Source organism: Dietzia sp. oral taxon 368 (assembly GCF_002999155.1).
In the GTDB taxonomy this organism is placed as follows: Bacteria; Actinomycetota; Actinomycetes; order Mycobacteriales; family Mycobacteriaceae; genus Dietzia; species Dietzia cinnamea.
Genome location: NZ_CP027238.1, coordinates 830,906 through 853,659, shown reverse-complemented (window position 1 = coordinate 853,659; position 22,754 = coordinate 830,906). Strand labels below are relative to the sequence as shown.

Genomic DNA, 22,754 nt, shown 5'->3' with positions numbered 1-22,754 from the left:
GATCCGAGGGAGCACATGACCACCCAGGCCGAGACCCACCACCGGGAGGGCGCGGCGGACGCCGCCGCCGTCGCCACCGACCTCGTCATGACGTACGGGGAGGGGGAGACCGAGGTCCGCGCCCTCGACCACGTCAGCGCGACCTTCGAACGTGGCCGGTTCACCGCCATCATGGGTCCCTCGGGCTCCGGGAAGTCCACCCTCATGCACTGCATGGCCGGCCTCGACCGGCCGACTTCCGGCTCCGTGCGCATCGGCGACACCGAGATCGTCGGGCTCGGGGACAAGGACCTCACCGCGCTGCGCCGCGACCGGATCGGCTTCGTCTTCCAGTCCTTCAACCTCGTGCCCACGCTCACGGCCGAGGAGAACATCACCCTGCCGCAGGACATCGCCGGCCACACCATCGACCGCGCCTGGTTCGACGAGGTGATCGGGCGGCTGGGGATCGCCGACCGGCTCTCGCACCGCCCGTCCGAGCTCTCCGGCGGGCAGCAGCAGCGCGTCGCGTGCGCCCGCGCCCTCGTCGGCCGCCCCGACATCCTGTTCGGCGACGAGCCGACCGGGAACCTCGACTCGACCTCCTCCGCCGAGGTGCTGTCGATCCTGCGCAGCGCCGCCGACGACTTCGGCCAGACCGTCGTGATCGTCACCCACGACCCCCGCGCCGCCACCTACGCCGACCGCGTCCTGCTGCTCGCCGACGGCCGGGTGGTCCGCGAGCTCGAGCGCCCCACCGCCGACGAGATCCTGTCGGCCATGGGCGCCCTCGAGGAGCGGTGATGGCCGGCGGAAAGCACGAGGCGCGACACGCGCCCCGCCACTCGCGGCCCATGCTGCGCGTCTCCCTGCGCAACATCGCCGCGCACAAACTCCGACTGGTCCTGTCGGTGCTGGCCGTGGTGCTGGGCACCGCGTTCGTCACCGGCTCGCTGGTGTTCACCTCGACCCTCAAGAGCACCTTCGACGGCCTGCTCGAACAGGGCACCGCCGACCTGTCCGCCATGATCGAGCCCGAGGACCCGCGCGGCGCCGGCGTCCCGTTCGAGGTGGCCGAACGGGTCCTGGAACTGCCCGGCGTCGAGGCGGCCACGCCCGGCGTCTCCGGCACCGTGGTGCTGTTCAACGCCGACGGCACGCCGTATCAGTCCGGCGGCGCGCCCTCGGAGGGCCTGGCCTGGGTCGACCCCGCCCATTCGGTCGGCGACAACAGCTGGATCGTCGACGGCCGTGCCCCCGCAGCCGACGACGAGGTCGTCCTGCCCACCACCGTCCTCGAGAGCGCCGGGCTGGCCATCGGCGACACGGCCGAGGTCTACACCACCGGTCAGGGCATGCTCGAGGTGACCGTCGTCGGCTCCTACGCCAACGACACCGACGTCGGCGGCTACGTGGGTGTCGGGTTCTCCGAGGACCGTGCCCGCGCCCTGTTCACAGACGGCGAGAACGCCTCCGGCGTCTCCGTCCGCGCCGAGCCGGGCGTGAGCCAGGAGCAGGTCCGCGACACCATCGCCGCCGAGTTCCCCGACTACACCGTCAGCACCGGCGACGAGGTTCGCGAGCGGCTCTCCGAGCAGCTGTCGACCATCCTCGACTTCGTCAACTACTTCTTCGTCGCGTTCGGGCTGATCGCCCTGCTCGTGGGCACGTTCATCATCTACAACACCTTCTCCATGCTCGTCGCGCAGCGGCTGCGCGAACTGGCCCTGCTGCGCGCGATCGGTGCGTCCCGCCGTCAGCTCACCCGGTCCGTCATGGCCGAGGCCGCCGTCACCGGGCTCGTCGGCTCCGCGATCGGCGTGCTGGCGGGCTTCGGGCTCGCGCAGCTCATCTTCCTGGTGCTCGAGGCCCTCGATCTGGGCATCCCGTCCGGCGCCCTCTCCCTCACGCCGATGTCGGTCATCACCCCACTGGCGCTGGGCTTCGTCGTCACCGTGTTCTCCGCCTGGGCCCCCGCCCGGCGCGCCGGACGCGTCGCCCCCGTGCAGGGCATGCGCGTCGGCTCGGTCTCCACCGAGGCCGGCGGCGCGTGGCGCACCTACATCGGCGTCCTCGCCGTGGTCAGCGGAGTGGCGTTGGCGCTGATCGGTACGTGGCACGACACGACCCGCGACGGGGCGATCACCGTCGGCGTCGGCGCCGCCGCCCTGATCGTCGGCAGCTTCCTCGTCATGCCCACGCTGGCCAAGCCCATCGCCGGTGGCATCGGCCGCGTCATCGGCGCGCCCTTCGGTGCTGTCGGCAAGCTCGCCGCCACCAACGCAGGCCGCAACACCCGCCGCACGGCCGCGACCGCCTTCGCCCTGACCCTGGGGCTCACCCTCGTCGCCGCGTTCGGCACCCTCGGCGCGACCACCAAGGAGAGCGTCTCCGGCGTCATCAACCAGGACATCAACGCCGAACTCGTGATCCAGGGCGTAGCCTCCCAGGGGCCGCCGACCCCGCTCCCCGGGGGCATCCAGGACAGGGTCACCTCTGTCGACGAGGTCGGCGACGTGGCGTGGCTGGCGTTCTCCTTCGCGCAGCTGGCCGGCGAGCCACAGGCGCTGGCCGCCGCGGGCGGGCCGCTCGAGGAGATGATCGACGCGACCATGGTCGACGGCTCGCTCGTGCCCGGGCCCGACTCGCTCGTCGTGTCCCGCACCGTCGCCCGTGATCGCGGCTGGACCGTCGGCGCGAGCGTCCCCCTCGTCGGGCCCGACGGCACCGAGTCGACACTGCGGGTGACCGGCGTGTACGAGGACTCCCAGATCCTCGGGCCGTTCTACACCGGTATGGACGTCTACGAGCGCCTGGTGCCGGAGAACCTGCGCACCACGTCCATCATGCTCGCCTCCGCGGCCGAGGGCGTCAGCACCGACGAGGTGCTCGCCGCCGTCACCGACGAGCTCACCGACATCCCCATCGCCATGGTGCAGAGCAAGCAGCAGTACATCGACGTCCAGACCGGCGGTATCGACCAGCTGCTCTCGATCATCTACGCCCTGCTGGGACTGGCACTGGTGATCGCCGTCCTGGGCATCGTCAACACCCTCGCGCTGTCGGTGATCGAACGCCGCACCGAGATCGGGATGCTGCGCGCCGTGGGCATGCAGCGGTCGCAGATCCGCCGCACCATCAACCTCGAGTCGACGCAGATCGCTGTGTTCGGCGCGCTGATCGGCGCGGCGGTGGGCGTGTACCTGGGCTGGGCGTTCGTCACCGTGCTGGCCGACAGCGGCCTGACCGAGACGACCATCCCCTGGGGCAGCATCGTCGTGGTGCTGGCGTCCTCGGCGGTGGTCGGCGTGCTCGCGTCGCTGTGGCCCGCCCACCGTGCGGCCAAGACGGGGCCGCTGGAGGCGATCGCCGACTGACGGGTGCTGCCGGGCCCGCCGGCGGGTGGGGCTGCCGGCCGCGGGGGGGCCTGCTAACGACGCAGGCCGAACAGGTTGCGGGGGCCGCGGTGCTCGTGGCGGGCGAGCACCGCGCCCAGCAGCTCGGCGTCGTGCTTGGCGTCGACCTCGGCGCCCGCCAGGCGTCCTACCGTGCGTTCCCACAGCAGGCCCTCGTACACCGTGAGCAGGTCGAGGGCGGCGGTGGCGGGATCGCGGAGCCCGGCGGCGTCGAGCGCGCCGACCAGGTCGCTGGGGTCGAGGAGGGACGCCACGAGGTCGGTGGTGTCCGCCTTGCCGGCCAGCTCGACGATGAGCGCCGACCGGGCCGCGAGTTCACCGCGGTAGTCCTCCAGCAGCCCTTCCATCATGCGCGCGAGTGTCGAGAGCACCTCGTCGGCGTTCGATGACGCGAGTTCCTGGATGCCGGAGACCTCGACGAACCCGCGAAGCAGCGAGGTGAGCCGGTCGACGGTGAGGGTGAGCAGTTGGGCGCGGGTGCGGCAGTAGTACGAGGTGGAGCCGGAGGGCAGTCCCGCCTCCGAGTCCACGGCGCGGTGGGTGAGGGCACGGACACCGTCCCTCGCCACGACCTCGATCGCGGAATCGGCGATGAGCATCCGCCGGTCCTCCATGGGGGCTCCCGTCCTCGTCGTCTTGTGTCGGGTGACCGGCTCGACCGCTGTGGCGTCGGTATGCGTTCCGTCCCGCTGACTCGAGCGCCAGCCTATAGCCGACCCGCGCCGCAGGGCGTCGAAATCACGGACGCCCCGGCACCGGATCGCGGTGCCGGGGCGTCGCCGGTCGTGACGGGGTCGCGGGCCTCGTCAGGCCACGGCGACGACCTTGCGCGCCCGTCGGCGCGCACGGTGGTGCTTCAGCGCGGTCTTCAGGCCCGCTCGCCTGCCCTCCGTGGCGGGTAGTGGCGCGGGCAGGTTCTCGAACATCCGCTCGGAATGGGTCTCCGGCGCATCGTCCGCGGTGGCGCGCAGCATGTGGTTGGGCAGCGACAGCTTGGCGATGGTGCGCCAGGTCTTGGCGTACTGGACCGGCAGCGGGCCGGCCACATACGGCAGGTCGTACTTGTCGCACACCGCGCGCACGCGCAGCGACGCCTCGGACAGTCGGTTGGACGGCATGTCCGGGTAGATGTGGTGCTCGATCTGGTACGAGAGGTTGCCGGACATGAAGTCCATGATCGGACCGCCGGTGATGTTCGCCGAGCCGAGCATCTGACGCAGGTACCACTCGGCCTGCGTCTCCTCCTGCACGTTCTTCTTGGTGAACTTCTCCGCCCCGTCGGGGAAGTGCCCGCAGAAGATCACCGCGTTGGTCCACACGTTGCGGATGCCGTTTGCGAGCAGGTTCGCGGTCGCGGTGGACTTCCACCCCTTACCCGACAGCGCCGGGTACAAGACGTAGTCCTTCAGCAGCTGGCCGGACGCCTTCTTGGCGAAGAGCTTGAGCTTGCGCTTGGTCTCCCCGCGGTCGTCACGTCCCATGGCGACCTTGCCCAGCTCGAGGTGCTGGATGCCCACGCCCCACTGGAACAGCAGGGCCAGCACCGCGTTGTAGGCGACGTTGCCGTAGAAGAACGGGCTCCACCGCTGGTCGCGGGTCACGCGCAGCAGACCGAATCCCACGTCGTCGTCCATGCCGACGATGTTGGTGAACTTGTGGTGCAGGTAGTTGTGGGTCTGCTTCCAGTGTTCGGACGTACCCACGATGTCCCACTCCCAGGTGGTGGAGTGGATCTCCGGGTCGTTCATCCAGTCCCACTGGCCGTGCATGATGTTGTGCCCGAGCTCCATGTTCTCGACGATCTTGGCGACGCCGAGCGCTCCCGCGCCGACCGCCCAGGCGGTGCGGTTTCGTGAGCCCACGAGGAGCAACGCGCGCGCTGCGACCTCGAGGCCGCGCTGGAAGCGGATCGTGTTGTGGATATAGGCCGCGTCACGCACGCCCAGGGAACCGATGATGTCCTGACGGATCTGCTCGAGCTCGGCGCCGAGCGCCTCGACGTCGTCCTCGGTGAGATGCGCGAACTCCGGGATGTCGGTGATTGCCATGAAGCTACGGTACCGTAACTTACGGTCGCGTAGGTACGTCTGGTTGCGTCGGTCACAAAAGTGAGGTCGGTTGTACTGGTCTCGGTGACCCGTTATCTGCGGCGTCTCCGATCGCTTAGTGGGCATCGGTAACGCCCTGGCCTGCGAGGGAAGACGACGATATCCCAGTTGATGTCACGGTTTTGTAACGTCGGTTGGGTTCGCGACGACATAGAGGTCGTCGCGTAGGGGTCACGGATACGACAGCGCCTACCGCGATACGACCCAGTACGCACCAGCACGACAACCGAGGAGACACACCATGAGCAACGCCAACGACATCTTCCTGCGGGCCATCCAGCCGGTCGTCGACATCTTCTGGTCCCTGGTGTGGAGCGCCACCGGCTCGACCGTCAGCGTGCCGCGTCCGACGGCTCCGGCGCCCGAAGCGGCCTGATTCGCCGGGCCGGGTGCTCTGCCCGGCCGCACACGAAGGCCCGCCCCTCCGGTCGAGGGGCGGGCCTTCGCGTGATCTGAGACCGATCGGGCTCAGAGTCCGAACTTCTCGCTGCCGCCCAGGTCGACCGGGATCGAGGCGCCCGTGATGCCGGCGCCCGCGTCGCTGCACAGGTAGAGGGCCATGGACGCGATCGCCGACGGCTCGACCCACGGTTGGGGCATCTGGGTCATGTTGCTGTAGGTCTCCGCGGTGTCCTCGAGTGTCGTGCCCTTCCCACCTGACATCATCTCGATCATCGCCGGGTTCTCGATCATCGGCGTGCGGACGTTGCCCGGGTGGATCGAGTTGCACCGGACGTTGGAGAAGCCGAGTTCCCCGGCGAGGGCCTTGGCGAGGCCGCGGACCCCCCACTTGGACGTCGCGTAGCTACCGGTGAACGAGCCGCCGCGAAGGCCCACCATCGAGCTGATGAGTACCACTGAACCGCCCCGGCCCGTGGCCAGGATGTGGGGAATCGCCACTTTGGTGGTGATCCAGGTGCCCTTGAGGTTGATGTCCATCGTGCTGTCCCACTCCTCCTCGGACCGCTCCCAGGTGGCGATGGGCTGTGGCGAGACACCGGCGTTGGCCACGACGAAGTCCAGTCCGCCGAACTCGGCAACCCCGGCGTCGACCGCCTCCTGCATCCCCGGCAGGTCACGTACGTCGACGATCCCCGTCACGCACCGCCGCCCCAGCGCGCGGACCGCCTCCGCGGTGGCCTCGAGATCCGCCGGCTCGGCCATGGGATAGGGCACCGTCTCGATATCCCGACACAGGTCCAACGCGATGACGTCGCAGCCCGCGGCGGCGAAGGCCTCGCAATGAGCTCGTCCCTGGCCGCGGGCTGCGCCGGTCACCAGCACGACCCTTCCGGTCAGATCGGTTGAAGTAGTGGAGGGGTGCGACAAGGTGAAGCTCCTGACGATGAACGGCGGCGGTCCCTGCGGGGCCAGCCGACCTGCGGCATGCTTGAAGTCAACGTAAACAGACAGAACAGGTAGTGGTCATCATGCTCGAACGGACACTCGTCCTAGTGGATACGTCGTATCTACTGGCAAGTTTTTACAACTCCTGGGAGGAGGGTGCGCGAGGCCAGCTGGAGATATCACTCGCCACGGTCGTGCACCGGTTAGACCAGGTCGCCCATAGCCTCGTGGACCAGCCCGTGCAGCGGCAGAACTGGTACGACGGCATCCCGGACTCCGGCCCGCACCGGTACCAACGCACGCTGCGCGTTATCGAGGGTGTCCAATTGCGCGCCGGTCAGCTGATCGAGTGGGGTGAACGCCGTACCCAGAAGGCCGTGGACACCCTCCTCGTCGCGGACATGATCCAGGCCGCGTACAAGGGGCAGTGCTCGGACATGGTGCTGGTCACCGGTGACGCCGACATGATCCCCGGGGTCCGGGTGGCCGTGGACGCCGGCGTGCGGATGCACCTGGTGGGCTTCGGCTGGGACTCCATCTCATCGGCACTGCGTCACGCCTGCGACACGACGACGGTCCTCGACCCCCGCACCGACTTCCACGACGCCATGCAGATCCGCGTCCTCGAGGGGCCGATACCGCCCAAGGTCCGCACACCGACGGCGACGCCCGCCCATCCGGGCGAAGACGGGCATGACCCCGACACCCACGAGTCGGTGGACCTGATGGAGGTGGACCTGCGGGCCGACCGCGCCGCCGCCACCTCCGTCGCCGACGAGACCCGGCTGACGATAGCTGACGAGGAACGCGCCGCCGACGCCGAGGAACTGGCCGTCGACGAGCAGGAATGCGCCACCCGGATCGAGAGCGAAGGTGACGAGCAGGAGGCCGCGTCGCCCGGGGAGGACGCCGCGACGCCTGCCCCGCGGCCCGAGGAGCCGGCGGTGGTCACGCCGGCTGACCTGGCACCCAAGCCGGGCCCGACGCCGCAGGCTTCGCCTTCGCCCGCCGAGCACGCCGGGTCGGTCCAGAAGTCCTCGGCCGCGGGCGGGCCGGCGAACGGGTCCTCGCGGCCGAACCCGTCAATGATGGCCCCGCACCGTCGCCCGCTGCGGTCAAAGTTCGTGCCACTGCCCGAGGAGGTGTGGACCTCCTCCGGTGAGCAGACCCCCTTCGACGTGGGTCAGCAGTACGCCACCTGGTGGTACGAGCAGGCCGCGACCGAGCAGCAGCGCGACGAAGCCCACCTGCTGTCCGGTGGGGTGCTCCCCCCGGCGATCGACCGTCCGTTGCTGCAGTTCGCCTGCCAGATGCTCAACGAGTTCACCCTGACCGAGGCGCAGCGCGTCCGTTTGCGCGACGGATTCCACGAGGGGATCCGCGCCGTGCTTCTCAAGCACCGCTGACGGCCTGCGTCGTCTAGAAGGGCGGTAGGTCGGTGTCGGTGGTGGGGTTGTTGGTTGTGGGTGGGGGTGTGGTGGTGTTGGCGGCGCGTTCGGCGGCGAGGCGTCGGGCGCGGCGGAGCCAGTGGGTGGCTTGTGGGCGGGGGTCGAGCCAGGGCCGGCGGGGTGGGGCGTGGTCGGTGTGGTCCGGGTTCGGGTCTGGGTCGGGGTCGCGTTGGCGCCAGCGGGCCAGGGGGCCGGTGGGGTGGGTGGTCAGGGTGTGGCCGGTGTCGGTGGTGACGGTCAGGGTGGCGTCGGGGTCGAGGTGGTAGTGCCAGCCGTGGAAGGTTTTGAAGCGGTGGTGTTGGCGGCACATGCTGGCGAGGTTGGCTTCGATGGTCAGGCCGCCGCTGTCGGGGTCGGTGTGGTTGAAGGGGCGGCAGTGGTCGATGTCGCAGTCCTGGGCGGGTACGGAGCATCCGGGGTGGCGGCAGGTGCCGTCGCGTAGGCGGATGCGGTGGGCCAGTTCGGCGCTGATGCGGTAGCGGCGGGCTGCGGTGGGGGAATCGGCGGTGCCGGGTTGGGTGTGGGGCACGGTGATGGTGGCGCCGACGCTGCGGGCCAGTAGTTCGATGAGGGCTTCGATGGTGGCGGGGCCGCCGCGGGGGAGGTAGACCTCGGGTTCGCCGTCGGGGCCCAGGGGTGCGAGGACGGTGATGGTGGGGCGGACCTGGGTGGCCAGGGGTCGGGCCCCGGCCCGTGCGCCGGTCTGCGCGGCGTCTCCGCGGGTGTGGTCGCCGGGCTGGCCGCCGGTCTGGTCGTCTGGGTCGGTGGGGTCGAGGAAGGCGGCGACGAGGGCGTCGGCGCGCAGTTCGTCGATGCTGCGGACGTACTCGGCGTCGACGGTGTCGCCGCCGGCGCGGGCGGCCTGGAGGCGGGCCTTTTTGTCGCGGGTGGCTTGCTCGGTGGCGGCGCGGTGCAGGACCTCGTAGAGGGTGGAGGCCTCGGTGGCGGTGAGGTGGGCGGTGAGGTCGGCCATGCCGTCGGTGCCGCGGCGTAGGCGGATGTGGCGTTCGCGGGTGGCGGCGGCGCGGCGGGCGCGGACGCCGGCGGGGTCGTGGTCGGTGATGATGCGATCGAGGGTGCCCAGGATGGCGTCGCGGCCGGGGCGGGTGCCGGCGGCGATGGCGGCCATAAGCCAGTCGATGATCTCGCGCTGGATGGGGCCGCGGTGGGCGGAGTCCACGGTGCGCATGTGGCGGGCGAGCAGGTCGGCGGTGTCCTCGTCGAGGCGGCCGGTTTCCATGGCCTCGACCAGGGTGGGGAAGCGGGTGATCAGGGTGCGGGCCCGGGTGAGCAGGGTGCGGGCGCGGTTGTTGTGCACGCCGTAGGCGGCGACGATCTCGGCGCAGGCGATGTGGAAGGGGTCGATGACGGCGTGCTCGGGCCGCAGGTCGATCTCGGGGTCGTAGCCGGCGGCCAGGTCGCGCCGTTCCTGCTCGTCCTCGCACACGGTGTAAAGGTGGTAGCAGGCGCGCAGGCGGGCGGCGGCGGCGATGTTCTCGGCGTACAGGGCCTGCACGGCGGCGGCGCCGGCCGCGGCGATGGCGGGACAGTTGACGGAGCCGTCTGGGTGCGGCTGTGGTGCTCGCTTCATCGGTGACCGCCCCTTCGTGCGTGGGTGTGATCGCCGCCCGACCGGACGACTATCGCTCGTGTGTTCGATCAAGTGAACACTAGCAACCCACTACGACACGATGGGGTCCCAACTCGTCTGATCGCGGCGAGGGGCGACGGAGACGTTCGGACCGAGGCTAGCCGCCGAGAAGCGCCCGGTAGTGCGCGGCTAGGCCGGGGTGGTAGTCGGGGCTGAAGCTGAGCGCCTCCGGATCCCGGCCCGCCTCGGCCTCCACCAACCGGTCCAGATAGAAATCCCACCCCGGACCGATGTCCGACGCGGACCGGGCGTCTGCGATCTCCTGTTCCAGGGAGACGATGACCTCGTCGTCGTCGCCCTCGATCCTCACGGTGACCACCCACCCGTCCGGACCGAGTCTCAGGACGAGGAGCTCGGGCGCCTCGCGCCGCACGATCCCCACCGGGACGACGGGCGCGCCCGCCTCGGCGGACATGGTCATCTCGATGGTGCCGCTCGTCTGATCGCCCAACCACGGTCCGATCCACGGCGCGGTGCGGGCCGGATCGGTGACCGCCGCCCACGCCTCCTCGACGGACAGCGGCAGCCGGCGAGGGAACACGACCGCCCCGGTGGGGGAGAGGTATCCGGAGGCCTTCGGGGTGGTGGGCATGGCGACTCCTCGCGGCGGTGGGGCGCCGCGGCGGTCAGCGCAGCGCCGGCATCAGCGTATCGCGCATCGGGGCCACGAAACGGCCGAAGTTGTCCCAGTTGTGCAGGCCGGTGGGCAGGTAGTCGATCCGCGCGTCGATGCCGAGCTCGTCGAGCCGCCGGTCCATCTCCACGGTGCAGGCGTGCGTGGCGATCTCCAGGCCGGCCCCCTGGGTGAAGCGCAGCAGGTCGCGGCCGTTGCGGTCCCACTCGGAGGCGTCGGGCATACCGGTGGCGGTGGCGAAGTACAGGGCCTTGCCCTCGAGCTTGTCGGCGTTGAGGAGGCCGTCGTTGGCGAGGTAGTCGGGGTCGGTGCGCGGGCCCCACATGTTGGCGATGTTGCCGCCGCGGGTCTCGGCGACGATCTTGGCGAGGATGAACCCGAGGTCGTCGCGCGCGGTGTAGCAGCCGGCGATCGCACCCACGGCCTGGTACAGGTCGGGGCGACGCTCGGCGATGGTCACGGCACTGGCCGCGCCCATCGAGAGTCCGGCCATGCCGCGCTTGCCGTTGAAGGGGATGTCCCCGGCCTCGAGCAGCGGTGGCAGTTCCTCGGTGAGGAAGGTCTGCCACTTGTTGCGGCTGAGGACCGGGTCGTCCCGCTGCCAGTCGGCGTGGAGCGAGCCGTCGGCGCGGGCGGGCATGACGAGCGTGACGTGCTCGCCTGCGAAGACCCGGTCGACGCCGCCCGGCAGGAGCCACCCGCTGGGTGAGGGCGAGTCCACGCCGTCGAGTAGGTAGAGCATGGGAGCAGGCGCAGTGGAGGCCGGACGCCAGATCTCCACCGGCAGCACGCGGTTCATCGACTCGGAGGCGACCCACCAACGCTCGAATCGGGGGTCGCCGCCGGCGACCAGCTGGTCACCGATGTCGACCCGGCGCACCTCGGATTCGGTGACGGTCTCGGCCTCCATCCCGATCGGAGGGGTGGCGGAGGTGTTCTGTGAGCCCGTGCCCAGCGGTGGGAGGGTTCCCGACCCCACCAGCGAATCCGTGCCGGTGGAGCCCGTGGAGCCGACGGTCGCCGAGCCGGCGGCCGCGCTGGACGGGTCGACGCTGCCTCCCGCCGAGCCCATCACCGACCCGATATCCGGACCCGCGGACCCGGGCAGTGACTGCGCACCGGCCGGGGCCACGGCCCCGGCGATCAGGGTCGCGGCCAGTGCGGGCACGAGGAGGGGCAGGGCGAGCGGCGAGCGATGTCGGGGCACCGCTCAACGATAGACGGCGGGCCCCGGCCCCGGAAGGTTCACTCTCTGGTGTCGCGGGGCAGGGTGGGGCCCGACAGGTCCTCGGGGCCGGGCTGGTCGGTGGCCTCGTCGGGGTCGCGCGGGGCCGCGGGGTCCGCCTGGTCGGGCGCCCCCGCCGGCTCGGCCCGGTCCGCCTGGCCGGCCTGCCCGTCGGCCTGACCACCTTGCGCGCCGGCCTGGCCGCCCTGCCCGCCGGCCGCGCCGCCGTCGGTCAGCTGGCGATCCGCGCCGGCGTCGGACCCGGAAGACAGGCCCATCGAGGCGCGGATCTGCTCGAGCTTGGACCGGCCCTCGGACTCGCGCGTGAAGGCGGCGGCGTCGAGCTGAGCGGTCGATGTTGCGCCGGTCGCCTCGGCGAGCTCCTGCTTGCCCAGTGCGGTGGTGTAGCGGCCCTCGATCTTGGCGCGGATCTCGTCGAAGGTCGGGGAGTTGCCGCCGCCGGCGCCCTGCAGGGAGGTCATGGACTCGGTGGTCCGGTGCTGCATCTCGGCCTGGGTGGCCTGCAGCAGCAGCTGGTCCTCCTGCGCGAGCGTCTCGCGCAGCCGGTGCTCGGATTCCTTGACGGCCTGCTTGGCCTGTTCGGAGGCCTGGACGGCCTGGCCGTGGAGCTGGCGGGTGTTCTCCAGGTCCTGCTCCAGCGCCACGAGGCGGCCGGCGAGCTGCTCGGCCTGGGCGTCGAACTGCTGGGCCCGGGCGGTGTCGCCTTCGGCGCGCGCCTGCTCGGCGACCTGGAGGGTCTGGCGGATCTGGCCCTGCACCTCGTCGAGCTGGCGGGCCTTGGTGCCCATGGCGATCTCGAGCTGCTTGGCGTTGCCGATCACCGCGGCGGCCTGGTCGGCTACGGACTTGTGCTGCTGCCGGGCGTTGCTCATGGCCTGGTGGACGAGCACTTTGGGGTCCGCGTTGTCGTCGACCGATTTGTCCAGCGAGGCCTTGAGGTAGTTCCAGCCTTTGGAGAACGGGTTAGGCATGGCGGGGTCCTTTTGTCGGCGACGGCGAAGGTGCGTTTCTACCTCTTGACGGTACCGATCAGCGCGGCCACCGGCAGGGCTGTCCGCGGAAGGTAGGGCTGACGCCACAATCCACCGGACGCGGCGCCGGACGACTCGTGCTGCCACTGCACGTCGACCTGCGGGCGCCCCACGTGGAGGTCGTGGACCATGAGCGCCGCGAGCAGGGCGGAGGAGGTGTCGGGCTCGAAGATCTCGATGCCGAAGGCATGGGCGCCCTTGTAGGTGTTGGCGAGGATCTTGTTCTTGGTGACCGAGTAGGTGTCGGTGGCGGGGGCGACGTTGACGGAGACGGTGTGGCCGTCGGCGAACGCGCTGGTGGCGCGCCAGCGCTGGACGCGCTTGGCGAGGGTGTAGTTGGGGCCCTGCTGGGGGACGAGCGCGTCATGGACGGCGGGCCCCTGGCCTGCGGGGTAGTTGCGGCAGAACAGCTTGTGGCGGGTCAGCGCGCCGACGACTCGCTTGACGTCGGTGATCCTCCGGGAGGCGAGGGCTGCCGTCGAGGCCTCGCGGACGTCGGCGGGGACGACGAACGTGTCCATCGGGGTGGCGAGGTAGGCCAGCGCGGTGGCGGTGTTGTCGCCGAGGAGGTCGACGACGAGTGCGTCGGCCGCGGACGAGAGCTGGACGTGGGTTCCGCCGTCTGCGTAGAAGTAGCTGCCCACGGTGAGCGGTGCGGGGGCGGCGGCCCGGGCCCACGCGGCCAGCTCGGGGAGCTGGGTGAGCAGGTCGATGCCGGGGCGGCCGTCGGCGTCGGTGGGGATGTGCAGGCGGCCGGCGAAGGTGGAGGCCTCGGCGCGGAAGCGGTCCCATGCGGGGCTCGACGGGAGGTCGACGCCCAGTACGTCGGCGCCCCACTGCAGGAGGCGTCGGGCGGGGCCCATCTCGGAGCCCAGGCCCAGAACGAGCATTGCGCGGCCGGGGAGCGAGAGCCACTCGGGGTTGTCCTGGACGAGTTTGAGGGCGTCGGCGCAGCTGGGTTCGATGACGCCGGCCGCGACCCACTTGTCGAGGCGGGCGCGGAGGAGGTCGCCGGTCAGTTCTTCGCCGCGGTAGGGGATGGAGAGTTCGCGGGCGGGGGTCGCCGTGCCCTGGATCGTCTCGGTTCCGGGCGTGGAGGTGGGGGTGACGACGGCGAGGTAGTCCGTCATCGGTGTCTCCACCAGTTGGCCGTCCTTCTCGTGGACGCCGACCATCCGGGACTGCAGCGACTGGAGGGCGGCGCGTGCGACGCCGTCCCAGGCGGCGGGGTCGGTGACGCCGACCCGGACGAGTTCGGTGAAGGGTTCGATGTAGCCCTTGCGCCAGTCCTTGATGCGGTGGACGCGCTCGGCCGCGGCGGGGTCGACGGTGGCGAGTGCGTCGGCGACGACTTGCTTGGCCAGACGGCCGGTGGAGCGGTTTCCGTCGGAATCGGTGGGGAAGAGGACTCCGGTCGTGCTCGGTGCCATGACGCTCCTGGTTCTCGGGGATAGCAATACGAGGTTAGCCTCAACTTTTGCTGTCGTGGGGCGCGCGGGGCGGTTCCAGGTGGCGGATCCGGCATTCAGGGGCGAAGTAGTGAGGAAACTCACTGAGCGAGTTACACGGCAAATAAATAAGCGCCGTTTCACTTGTTAGGTGAAACGTAAGACGAGGTAGTCGGCCGATAACCGTTGTGCGACTTCGCGGACGCCGCCTACCTGCGCCGCTGCCCCTTGCGTTACGTAGCCCCTCAAACTGTTCCAGCCAAGCATTCCCTGTAACACGACTTTGAAATGCCCCGATAGAGTGATGACACGATCCGAAGGCGGTGGCCAAGGCCACATGCCGGACCGGGTGGCGTGGGGGAGTTAATGCCCGTCGCCGGGTCGTCAACCACTAAGGAAGGCAACTCCTATGAAGAACCAGAAGCGGATGATCGCGGTCATCGCGGCCTCCGGGCTAGCGCTCGGCTCCATGCCGGGTGTTGCCAACGCGCAGAGCGTTGAGATCGGCATCGGTGTCAGCGCCGTAGTGGGCTCTGTCGCGCTCGGCGCTGCGCTCGGTTCGACCGGGGACGTGGACTCGTCCGGCGGTACCGGCTCCGATCAGTTGACGGGGTCGCTGGACAAGCTCACGACGGGTTCCGGTTCGGGTTCGAAGGACGCGGGTTCGACTGAGCTGAAGGGTTCGTTGGACAAGCTCGCCACGGGTTCCGGTTCGGGTTCGAAGGACGCGGGTTCGACTGAGCTGAAGGGTTCGTTGGACAAGCTCGCCACGGGTTCCGGTTCGGGTTCGAAGGACGCGGGTTCGACTGAGCTGAAGGGTTCGTTGGACAAGCTCGCCACGGGTTCCGGTTCGGGTTCGAAGGACGCGGGTTCGACTGAGCTGAAGGGTTCGCTCGGCACCCTTACCGGTTCGTTGGACAAGATCGCCACGGGTTCCGGTTCGGGTTCGAAGGACGCGGGTTCGACTGAGCTGAAGGGTTCGTTGGACAAGCTCGCCACGGGTTCCGGTTCGGGTTCGAAGGACGCGGGTTCGACTGAGCTGAAGGGTTCGCTCGGCACCCTTACCGGTTCGTTGGACAAGATCGCCACGGGTTCCGGTTCGGGTTCGACTGAGCTGAAGGGTTCGTTGGACAAGATCGCCACGGGTTCCGGTTCGGGTTCGAAGGACGCGGGTTCGACTGAGCTGAAGGGTTCGTTGGACAAGCTCGCCACGGGTTCCGGTTCGGGTTCGAAGGACGCGGGTTCGACTGAGCTGAAGGGTTCGTTGGACAAGCTCGCCACGGGTTCCGGTTCGGGTTCGAAGGACGCGGGTTCGACTGAGCTGAAGGGTTCGTTGGACAAGCTCGCCACGGGTTCCAGCGGAAACGGCTCCAAGGCCGGTGACTCGGTCACGAACATCGCTGGCTCCGAAGCCGGTGCCATCCTGGCCGTGGGCTCGCTCGCCGCGGGCAGCATCGGCCTCGGCCTGGCCATCTCCGGTGGCGTCAACCTGCCGCCGCTCCCGGCGATCAACGTCGGGGCGGTCTGCAACCTGCCGCAGGAGGCGATCGACTTCCTCAAGGACAACGGCTCCATGGAGCGGCACGAGTGCGAACCCGAGCAGCAGCTGCCTTCCTGATTCGGGTTCGCATTTCGGTCTGACCGACCGATGAACTGATCCGACTCCACGCGATCCCCCGCTGACCATATGGTCCGCGGGGGATCGCCGCATCTCGGGGCCGTCGCCCGTGTCGTAGGGGCCGATACCCTCGGGGCATGTCCATCCCCGACTTCGTCCTGAAGCTCCGTGAGCACGTGGGCACCGCCCCCCTGTGGCTCGCCGGGGCCACCGCCGTCATCCGCCATCCCGACCGTGAGCGGATCCTGCTCGTCCGACGCAGCGACAACGGATGGTGGACCCCCGTCACCGGCATCATCGACCCCGGTGAGCACCCGGCCCACACCGCAGTGCGCGAAGCGCGCGAAGAAGCTGCCGTGGACATCCGCGTCGACCGACTCGCCTCCCTCGGCGTCTCCCGAATGGTCACGTATGCCAACGGGGACCGGGCGCAGTACATCGACCACACCTTCGCCTGCACCTACCTCGGCGGCGAGCCGCACCCCGCGGACGGTGAGAACACCGACGCCCGCTGGTTCGCGATCGACGACCTGCCCGACATGAGCCCGCATATGCTCGCGCGCATAGAGGCGGGCCTGGCCGACGAGGAACGCACCCGCCTCGCGACCACCACCGAGGGCACGCGCGCAGAGGGCGCCCCCGTGGAGGACACCACCGCAGAAGGCGCAGCCACCGGATAGGGGCCCTGTCGTAGGTCCAGCCTAGAATCGGGTCATGTCCGCCGACCGCTTGCGCGCCGAGGTCCCGCCCGTGGTGACCGCGGTCGTGGGAATCGTGGTCGCACTGGTCAGCGGCGTGTTCGGCATCAGCGCGCACGGGCTGGCCGCCGGTGCAGCGGCGGGTCCGCCCACTACGGGGCAGATCCTCATGGTCGCGGCCGCCAGCGCCGGTGTCGGCGTGGTCACCGCGGCCCTCGCCCGGCATCGGTCACCGATCCTCACCTCGGCGGCCGGACTCGTCGCCGGTCAGGGGGTCGTCCACCTGGTGCTGGCCTCCGGGCACTCGCACGGCGCGGCCGGCCCGCTCGGCCACCATGCGACGAACCCGGCGGCCGTTCGTGCCGCGATGGACGGCGTCAACCTGGACCCTGCGGCCTCGGCATCGGCGCTGTTCGCCCCGTCGATGCTGGGCGCCCACCTGGCCGCGGTCGTCCTCACGCTCGCGCTGGTGGCGATCCTGACAGGGACGCTGTCCTGGCTGGCGGCCCGGGTGTTGCCCACTCCCGTGACGGCTCACTTCGTCGTCGTCGCTCGACTCCTGGCCTCCTACGACGCCGACGCCCCGCGCGGACGGTACCTCCTGGCCCGCGGGGGAACCCGGGCGCCGCCCGTGACCGTGTGATCCCACCTGTTCACGCACCGGCGCGCAACCCGCGGCCGGACGATCACACATCACCAAGGACACACACCCATGCGTACCCACACCCGTGCCGCCTTCGCGGCGGCCACCGCCCTCGCGCTCGCCCTCACCGCCGCCTGCGGCACCGACGACGCCGACACCGGTGACGCGGCCGCCGAGACCGGCGCCGCCACCACCCTGGTGACCTTCGACGACGGCTGGGCCAAAGCCACCGACACCGAGATGTCCGGCGTCTTCGGCACCATCCGCAATCCTGGTGACAGCGACCTGCACCTCACCGGCGTCGACGGCGACCTCGGCGACAGCACCGAACTCCACGAGACCGCCCCGGCGCGAGCGGCATGATGATGAAGGAACGCGAGGACGGCTTCGTCATCCCGGCCGGCGGCGAGCTCCTCCTGGAGCCCGGCGGCAACCACATCATGCTCATGGACCTCGACGAGCCCATCTCCACCGGCCAGCAGATCACGCTGACCCTCGAATTCGACGGCGCCGAACAGGACGTCACAGTCTTCGCGCGCGACTTCCAAGGCGGCGAGGAGGAGTACGTCGGCGGCGGGCACGCCGCTTCCGGCCACGAGGCGCACGGAGGCATGACTCACGATGGCTGACCAGGCCCGACGTGGTCTGATCAGGCGCGGCCTGTCCCGGCGGTCCGTGCTCACCGGCGGCGTCGCGGCCGTGGTGGGCGGCGGCGTCGTCGGGGGCGCCGCGGGCTACGCGGGGCGGGGTGTCGTCGACGACGACGAGGCGATCGCCGACTGGAAGACGGTCGCCGACTCGCGGGTCGTGGGGACCACCACGGAACCGTTCCACGGCCCGCACCAGTCCGGCATCACCACGGCACCGCAGTCACACGCGGCGTTCGTGGCGTTCGACATCATCCCCGGAGCTACACGCACCGAGATCCAGGGCGTCCTGCGCGCCTGGTCCCAGGACGCCGCCCGCCTCACCCAGGGGCGGGGCGGCCTGGCCGATCTCGAGCCAGAGCTCGCCGAGGACCCGGCGCGTCTCACCGTGACGATCGGCCTCGGGCCCGGCTTCTTCGACGCCGCCGGGCTGCCGGAGAAACGGCCGTCTTGGCTCGCGCAATTGCCCGCGTTCCCGCAGATCGACCAGCTAGAGGACCGGTGGTCCGAGGGCGACCTGCTCCTGCAGATCTGCGCCGACGATCCGCTGATCGTCTCGCACGCCGCGCGGATCCTCGCATCCGGCGTGCGGGGTGTCGCACGGCAGCGGTGGGCGCAGCGGGGCTTTCGCAAGGCCGTCGGCACCGACCCCAGCGGGCGGACGCAACGCAACCTGTTCGGGCAGATCGACGGCACCGAGAACCCGCGGCCGGACGACGTGGACTTCGACCAGATCCTGTTCTCCGACGGCAGCGAACAGCGCTGGATGCGGGGCGGATCGTCGCTGGTGCTCCGGCGCATCCGCATGACCATGGACACCTGGGAGGAGATCGACCGCACGTCACGCGAACTCAGCGTGGGTCGGCGGCTCGACACCGGCGCGCCGCTGACCGGCCGGAACGAACGCGATCCGGCCGACTTCGAGTTGATCGACGAGACCGGCCTTCCGGTGATCCCGCCGGAATCCCACATGGCGCGGGCCCGCCAGCGGAACAGGGGCGAGGCCATGCTGCGGCGGCCGTACAACTACGACGACCCGCCGGAGGACGGCGAGATCAGCAACAGCGGTCTGCTGTTCACCGCCTACCAGGCCGACCCGGTGCGCACGTACATCCCGGTCCAGCGGCGGCTCGCCGAGCAGGACGCGCTCAACACGTGGACCATCCCGATCGGCTCCGCGGTGTTCGCGCTCCCGCCCGGCGCGCCCGAGGGCGGTTACGTGGGACAGACGCTGTTCGAGGGCTGATGCCCGCGTTCTCTCCGCAGCCGCCGCTGCCGATGGCGTCTCGCCCGCCCCGCGGTGTGTGCGAGACGCCATCCCGAGGAGCGGCTGCGGTGCTGGCCGCGGCGGACCGGATCGGGGCAGACTGGATCAGAGCGCCGCGGCGATCGCGGCCGCCATCGCCTGCTGGCCGAGGGCGGTGGGGTGGAACGGCGCCGCATTGTTCTCGGAGCCATCGGCGAACACGACCCACCGCTCGTCCGCCGGAGCACAGCCACTGCGGTCCGTGTCATCGACGGGCAGCACCGAGACGTGGCCGTTGCGGCGGGCCGCCTCGTCGACCGCGTCGTTGATCTCCTGGGTGATCTCGCGGGCCCACTCCAGGTTCTCGTCCCCGACGAACTGGGTGAACGCACAGCCGTCCGCGTCATCGGCGGGCATCAGGGGCAGGTACTGGGTCGCGATCACCGTCGCATCGGGCGAGCGCTCGGCGATCTCGGCGTAGATGTCGGCGACCGCGCCGTCTTCGCCGTACACGTCAGCGATGAGACCGCTCACCGTAGTGCCCAGCTCACTCTCGCAGTCGCGGGGGGAGCCCGGCAGGCCACCGGTGATGCACTGGACGATCAAACCGAAACCCACGTCGTTACCGCCGATGGACAGCGTCACGAGATCGGTGTCCTCGTCGAGGGCTTCGAGCTGGGGGGCGACGCCTGGGTGCTGCGCCTCGAACAAGTCCTCGGTCACGGCCCCGCCGCAGGTGACATCGGTGAGCTCGCCGACAGCCGGGTTCGCATCGAGCAGGCCGGGGTAGTTGCTCGCACTCCTGCCGCAGGGCGCCGCCACGCCTGACTGATCGCCGAAGGCAGCATACGAGTCACCGAGTGCGACGTACTCGGGGTAGGCGGGCTCGGCGAGAGAGCCCAGAGACCCGGCGACGCTGCCCGGGATCTCGTTGGTCGCGCCCAGCGAGCTGACGGCGATCGCCCCGTCGGGCTGAGCTGTGGACTGGGCGGCAGCGGCGGGCGTCGCGACGAGAACGGCGGCAGCGGAGAGGGCGAGGGACGTGGTGAGAGGGCCGCGTCGGCGGCGATGAGGAGTCGACATGATCTCAGTGTCTCCTCATCACCACCGTTCCGATCGGCGATCGACGCAACTGGACAGTTGTCCTCAAGCGTGACCACTCGGCCCCTCAGCCGTCAGCGAGCGCCGCCAGCACGCGGTCGGCGACGTGGGCGTGGCCGGCCGAGGTCGGATGGACCGGGACCGCGCCGGTCTCGAGCCCGGTGAAGTCGACCCAGCGGGTGTCGGGCGAGGTGCACATCGAGTGACCGGGCTCACCCGGGATCACGACGGTGACGCCGTTGCGCTCGGCGGCGGCGCGGACCACGCGGTTGATGCTGTCCTGGAACCCGCGGACCTTGGCCCGCTCCTCGGCGCTGATCGCCATGAACGGCGCGCACGACGGCGACTGCTGGATGACCGCGTCATCCTCCGGGACGGCCGCGAGATACCCGATCGTCACGACGCGGGCCCGAGGCGCGCGCCGAGCGATCTCGGCGTACACGCCGTCCAAACGCTCATCGAGGTGCTCGAGCGCCTCGGCGGCCTGCCGGTCGATCACGTCCGAGCAGCCGGTGGTGGGGTCGAAGCCCTTCGACAGGTTCCCGGTCGCGCCGTCGACGAGCGGCAGAAGCTCGGGCGCGGTGTTGGGACGCAGTGCGCAGGCGACGATCACCGCACCGAATCCCACGTCGTTGCCGCCGATCGTCATCGACACCAGATCGGTGTCGGAGTCGAGCGCGTCGAACTGCGGCGGGGCACCGGTCCGTCCGGCGGTCCGGAAGTCGTCGACCACTGCGCCCCCGCAGGTGGCGTTGACGAACGTACCCACGCCGAGCGCGCGGGCCACCACGGTCGGGTACGCGTCGGAGGTGCGCACGCACGCGACCGGGCCTGCACCCCACGCGCCCGGCGCGATCCGGCCCACGGCGGCGTAGGAGTCCCCGAGCGCCACGTAGTTCGACGGGCCGGTGCCGGGGCCGGCGTGAACCGACGGGCCCATCCCGGCCCCGCTGACCTGCCCGGCGATGTTCGCGCCGAGGGTCTGCACCGAGCCGCTGGCCACCTCGAGCGGCGCCGTCTCCGGGGTGATCGGCGCCGGGATCGTGGGAGCGGGCGCGGCCCCGGCGGGAGCCGCGAGCAGCGGGGACAACAGGACGGCGGCAGCCGCTGCGGCACCGGACATCAGACGGCGCGCGGAGCGGCGGGGAAAGGACGTGTGCACGCCCTCAGCGTCCCATGAACACGTGTCTAGTTGGGCGCCCTCCCGGCCCGCCACGAGGCGTGTCGTGGGGCCGGGAGGGCGCGGGGTCAAGCGAGTCGGTGCGTCAGCTCGCGGGCGGCTTGGCCGGCAGCCGCAGGACCTGCCCCGCGTAGGACAGTCCCGCCCCGAAGCCGATGCACAGCGCGATCTGACCCGGCTCGGCCTCTCCCTCCCGCAGGATGGTCTCCATCGCCAGCGGGATCGAGGCGGCGGAGGTGTTGCCGGTCTGCTCGATGTCGTTGGCGATCGCCACCGAGTCCGGCAGCCCGAGGTGCTTGGCCATGGCCGAGTTGATGCGGCCGTTGGCCTGGTGGGGGATGAACGCCTGGATCTGCTCGGCCGTCACGCCCGCCGCCTCCAACGTCTGTGCACACACCTTGGACACCTGCACGGCGGCCCAGCGGAAAACCTTGGAACCGTCCATGACCAGGAAGGGCTGGAGCACGGCCTCCTCGCGCGCTGCGGCGGCGGAGGCGTCGACCTCGTCGACGTACTGCTTGAAATCCTTGGTCTGGCGGATGGCGCTGCCCTGCTCTCCGTCGGACCCCCACACGACCGGGCTGATGTCGTTGGTCTCCGACGGGCCCACCACCACGGCGCCGGCACCGTCACCGAAGATGAAGGCCGTGTTGCGGTCGGAGAAGTCGATGCCGTCAGTCATCTTCTCCACGCCCACGACCACCACGTAGCGGGCGCCGCCGCCGCGGATCATGTTGGTGGCTACGGCCAGGCCGTAGCCGAAGCCCGCGCAGCCGGCGGTGAGGTCGAACGCCGCGATGCCGTTGCGCCCGAGGGCGGTGGCGACCTGTGGGGCCGCGTGCGGCACCTGGGTCCAGTTGGTGGACGTGCACACGATCAGGGCATCGATCAGGTCGGCGTCGATGCCGGCCGAGGTGACGGCCGCGCGGGCCGCCTCGATCGACATGGAGACGATGCCCTCGTCCGGACCGGCGACGTGGCGGTTGAGGATGCCGGAGCGCTCGTAGATCCACTCGGAGGTGGAGTCGATCTTCTCGCAGATCTCCTCGTTGCTCACCACACGCTCGGGGCGGTACGCCCCGATGCCGAGGAGGGTCGTGCCTGTGGCGCCCTCGCCGGTCGCGATGGTCACGGTCTCGTTGGAATCCGCCATTGGCGATCTCGCTCCTCGTCGGTGGACGGCGCCTCCCGGCGCTCGTGTCGTACTCCCCGTCACCCTACTGCGGGCACAGGGTAGATCGGCTCACCGTACCGCCGTGTTTCCACCGTCACCCCCGGCCGACCCGAGCCGACCCGCCGACGCGCGTAACCGC

21 protein-coding genes are annotated in these 22,754 nt (G+C 70.4%); 10 read left to right on the top strand and 11 right to left on the bottom strand.

Features of this window, described 5'->3' with window-relative positions:
* The first annotated feature begins 15 nt into the window (after nucleotides 1-15).
* Together C3V38_RS04065 and C3V38_RS04060 are read left to right on the top strand one after the other, a co-directional pair.
* Nucleotides 16-783 carry an ABC transporter ATP-binding protein gene (locus C3V38_RS04065; RefSeq protein WP_061916611.1) on the top strand — a complete coding sequence of 256 codons (768 nt, stop codon included), beginning with the start codon at nucleotides 16-18 and terminating at the stop codon, nucleotides 781-783.
* Nucleotides 783-3,356, top strand: coding sequence for an ABC transporter permease (locus C3V38_RS04060; protein ID WP_061916614.1), 2,574 nt, complete (start codon nucleotides 783-785; stop codon nucleotides 3,354-3,356). Before C3V38_RS04065 ends, C3V38_RS04060 begins: the two co-directional genes overlap by 1 nt.
* A 53-nt stretch (nucleotides 3,357-3,409) precedes the next feature.
* Here the strand turns inward: C3V38_RS04060 and C3V38_RS04055 are convergent, their stop codons facing one another.
* Nucleotides 3,410-4,009 carry a TetR/AcrR family transcriptional regulator gene (locus C3V38_RS04055; protein ID WP_061229247.1) on the bottom strand — a complete coding sequence of 200 codons (600 nt, stop codon included), beginning with the start codon at nucleotides 4,007-4,009 and terminating at the stop codon, nucleotides 3,410-3,412.
* Nucleotides 4,010-4,201: 192 nt separating this feature from the next.
* Nucleotides 4,202-5,443, bottom strand: a complete 1,242-nt coding sequence (locus C3V38_RS04050) for an acyl-CoA desaturase (RefSeq protein WP_070720193.1) — start codon at nucleotides 5,441-5,443, stop codon at nucleotides 4,202-4,204.
* Nucleotides 5,444-5,744: 301 nt separating this feature from the next.
* On the opposite strand from C3V38_RS04050, the gene C3V38_RS18175 reads away from it, so the two are divergent.
* Nucleotides 5,745-5,879 carry a hypothetical protein gene (locus C3V38_RS18175; RefSeq protein ID WP_256386853.1) on the top strand — a complete coding sequence of 45 codons (135 nt, stop codon included), beginning with the start codon at nucleotides 5,745-5,747 and terminating at the stop codon, nucleotides 5,877-5,879.
* A 92-nt stretch (nucleotides 5,880-5,971) separates the two neighbouring features.
* On the opposite strand, the gene C3V38_RS04045 is transcribed toward C3V38_RS18175, so the two are convergent.
* A complete protein-coding gene (locus C3V38_RS04045) occupies nucleotides 5,972-6,832 on the bottom strand; it encodes a mycofactocin-coupled SDR family oxidoreductase (protein ID WP_061229249.1) in 861 nt (286 codons plus the stop codon).
* A 101-nt stretch (nucleotides 6,833-6,933) separates the two neighbouring features.
* Between C3V38_RS04045 and C3V38_RS04040 the strand changes: the two genes are divergently transcribed.
* Nucleotides 6,934-8,256 (top strand): NYN domain-containing protein, encoded by a 1,323-nt coding sequence (locus tag C3V38_RS04040; protein WP_061229253.1) that lies wholly within the window; start codon nucleotides 6,934-6,936, stop codon nucleotides 8,254-8,256.
* Nucleotides 8,257-8,269: 13 nt separating this feature from the next.
* Here the strand turns inward: C3V38_RS04040 and C3V38_RS04035 are convergent, their stop codons facing one another.
* The 5 genes from C3V38_RS04035 to C3V38_RS04015 all read right to left on the bottom strand — a co-directional run bounded on the left by C3V38_RS04035 (nucleotide 8,270) and on the right by C3V38_RS04015 (nucleotide 14,290).
* Nucleotides 8,270-9,889 carry an HNH endonuclease signature motif containing protein gene (locus C3V38_RS04035; protein WP_106385143.1) on the bottom strand — a complete coding sequence of 540 codons (1,620 nt, stop codon included), beginning with the start codon at nucleotides 9,887-9,889 and terminating at the stop codon, nucleotides 8,270-8,272.
* A 157-nt stretch (nucleotides 9,890-10,046) separates the two neighbouring features.
* Nucleotides 10,047-10,541 (bottom strand): SRPBCC domain-containing protein, encoded by a 495-nt coding sequence (locus tag C3V38_RS04030; protein WP_106385142.1) that lies wholly within the window; start codon nucleotides 10,539-10,541, stop codon nucleotides 10,047-10,049.
* A gap of 34 nt (nucleotides 10,542-10,575) precedes the next feature.
* Nucleotides 10,576-11,790 carry an alpha/beta hydrolase family protein gene (locus C3V38_RS04025; protein ID WP_106385141.1) on the bottom strand — a complete coding sequence of 405 codons (1,215 nt, stop codon included), beginning with the start codon at nucleotides 11,788-11,790 and terminating at the stop codon, nucleotides 10,576-10,578.
* A gap of 38 nt (nucleotides 11,791-11,828) precedes the next feature.
* The gene (locus tag C3V38_RS04020) at nucleotides 11,829-12,800 is read right to left on the bottom strand and encodes a PspA/IM30 family protein (RefSeq protein WP_106385140.1); all 972 of its coding nucleotides are present in this window, start codon (nucleotides 12,798-12,800) and stop codon (nucleotides 11,829-11,831) included.
* 38 nt (nucleotides 12,801-12,838) lie between these two features.
* Complete coding sequence (locus tag C3V38_RS04015) at nucleotides 12,839-14,290, bottom strand: hypothetical protein (protein WP_061230086.1); 1,452 nt, start codon at nucleotides 14,288-14,290, stop codon at nucleotides 12,839-12,841.
* Nucleotides 14,291-14,717: 427 nt separating this feature from the next.
* Between C3V38_RS04015 and C3V38_RS04010 the strand changes: the two genes are divergently transcribed.
* The 6 genes from C3V38_RS04010 (at nucleotide 14,718) to C3V38_RS03990 (ending at nucleotide 19,160) form a co-directional block, all read left to right on the top strand.
* Entirely contained in the window at nucleotides 14,718-15,926 is a 1,209-nt protein-coding gene (locus tag C3V38_RS04010; RefSeq protein WP_106385139.1) for a hypothetical protein, read from the top strand.
* Nucleotides 15,927-16,063: 137 nt separating this feature from the next.
* Nucleotides 16,064-16,606 (top strand): NUDIX domain-containing protein, encoded by a 543-nt coding sequence (locus tag C3V38_RS04005; protein WP_061229750.1) that lies wholly within the window; start codon nucleotides 16,064-16,066, stop codon nucleotides 16,604-16,606.
* Between the two features lie 34 nt (nucleotides 16,607-16,640).
* Nucleotides 16,641-17,267: a hypothetical protein gene (locus C3V38_RS04000; RefSeq protein WP_061229749.1), complete on the top strand. Its 627-nt coding sequence runs from the start codon at nucleotides 16,641-16,643 to the stop codon at nucleotides 17,265-17,267.
* A gap of 69 nt (nucleotides 17,268-17,336) precedes the next feature.
* Complete coding sequence (locus tag C3V38_RS17915) at nucleotides 17,337-17,630, top strand: copper chaperone PCu(A)C (protein ID WP_254426078.1); 294 nt, start codon at nucleotides 17,337-17,339, stop codon at nucleotides 17,628-17,630.
* Complete coding sequence (locus C3V38_RS17910; RefSeq protein WP_254426077.1) at nucleotides 17,627-17,896, top strand: copper chaperone PCu(A)C; 270 nt, start codon at nucleotides 17,627-17,629, stop codon at nucleotides 17,894-17,896. Before C3V38_RS17915 ends, C3V38_RS17910 begins: the two co-directional genes overlap by 4 nt.
* A complete protein-coding gene (locus C3V38_RS03990; protein ID WP_061229747.1) occupies nucleotides 17,889-19,160 on the top strand; it encodes a Dyp-type peroxidase in 1,272 nt (423 codons plus the stop codon). Before C3V38_RS17910 ends, C3V38_RS03990 begins: the two co-directional genes overlap by 8 nt.
* A 126-nt stretch (nucleotides 19,161-19,286) precedes the next feature.
* On the opposite strand, the gene C3V38_RS03985 is transcribed toward C3V38_RS03990, so the two are convergent.
* The 3 genes from C3V38_RS03985 to C3V38_RS03975 form a co-directional block, all read right to left on the bottom strand.
* The gene (locus tag C3V38_RS03985) at nucleotides 19,287-20,243 is read right to left on the bottom strand and encodes an SGNH/GDSL hydrolase family protein (RefSeq protein WP_061229746.1); all 957 of its coding nucleotides are present in this window, start codon (nucleotides 20,241-20,243) and stop codon (nucleotides 19,287-19,289) included.
* Nucleotides 20,244-20,328: 85 nt separating this feature from the next.
* Nucleotides 20,329-21,423 carry an SGNH/GDSL hydrolase family protein gene (locus tag C3V38_RS03980; protein WP_106385138.1) on the bottom strand — a complete coding sequence of 365 codons (1,095 nt, stop codon included), beginning with the start codon at nucleotides 21,421-21,423 and terminating at the stop codon, nucleotides 20,329-20,331.
* Between the two features lie 103 nt (nucleotides 21,424-21,526).
* Nucleotides 21,527-22,594, bottom strand: coding sequence for a beta-ketoacyl-ACP synthase III (locus C3V38_RS03975; RefSeq protein ID WP_061229744.1), 1,068 nt, complete (start codon nucleotides 22,592-22,594; stop codon nucleotides 21,527-21,529).
* Nucleotides 22,595-22,754: the final 160 nt, after the last annotated feature.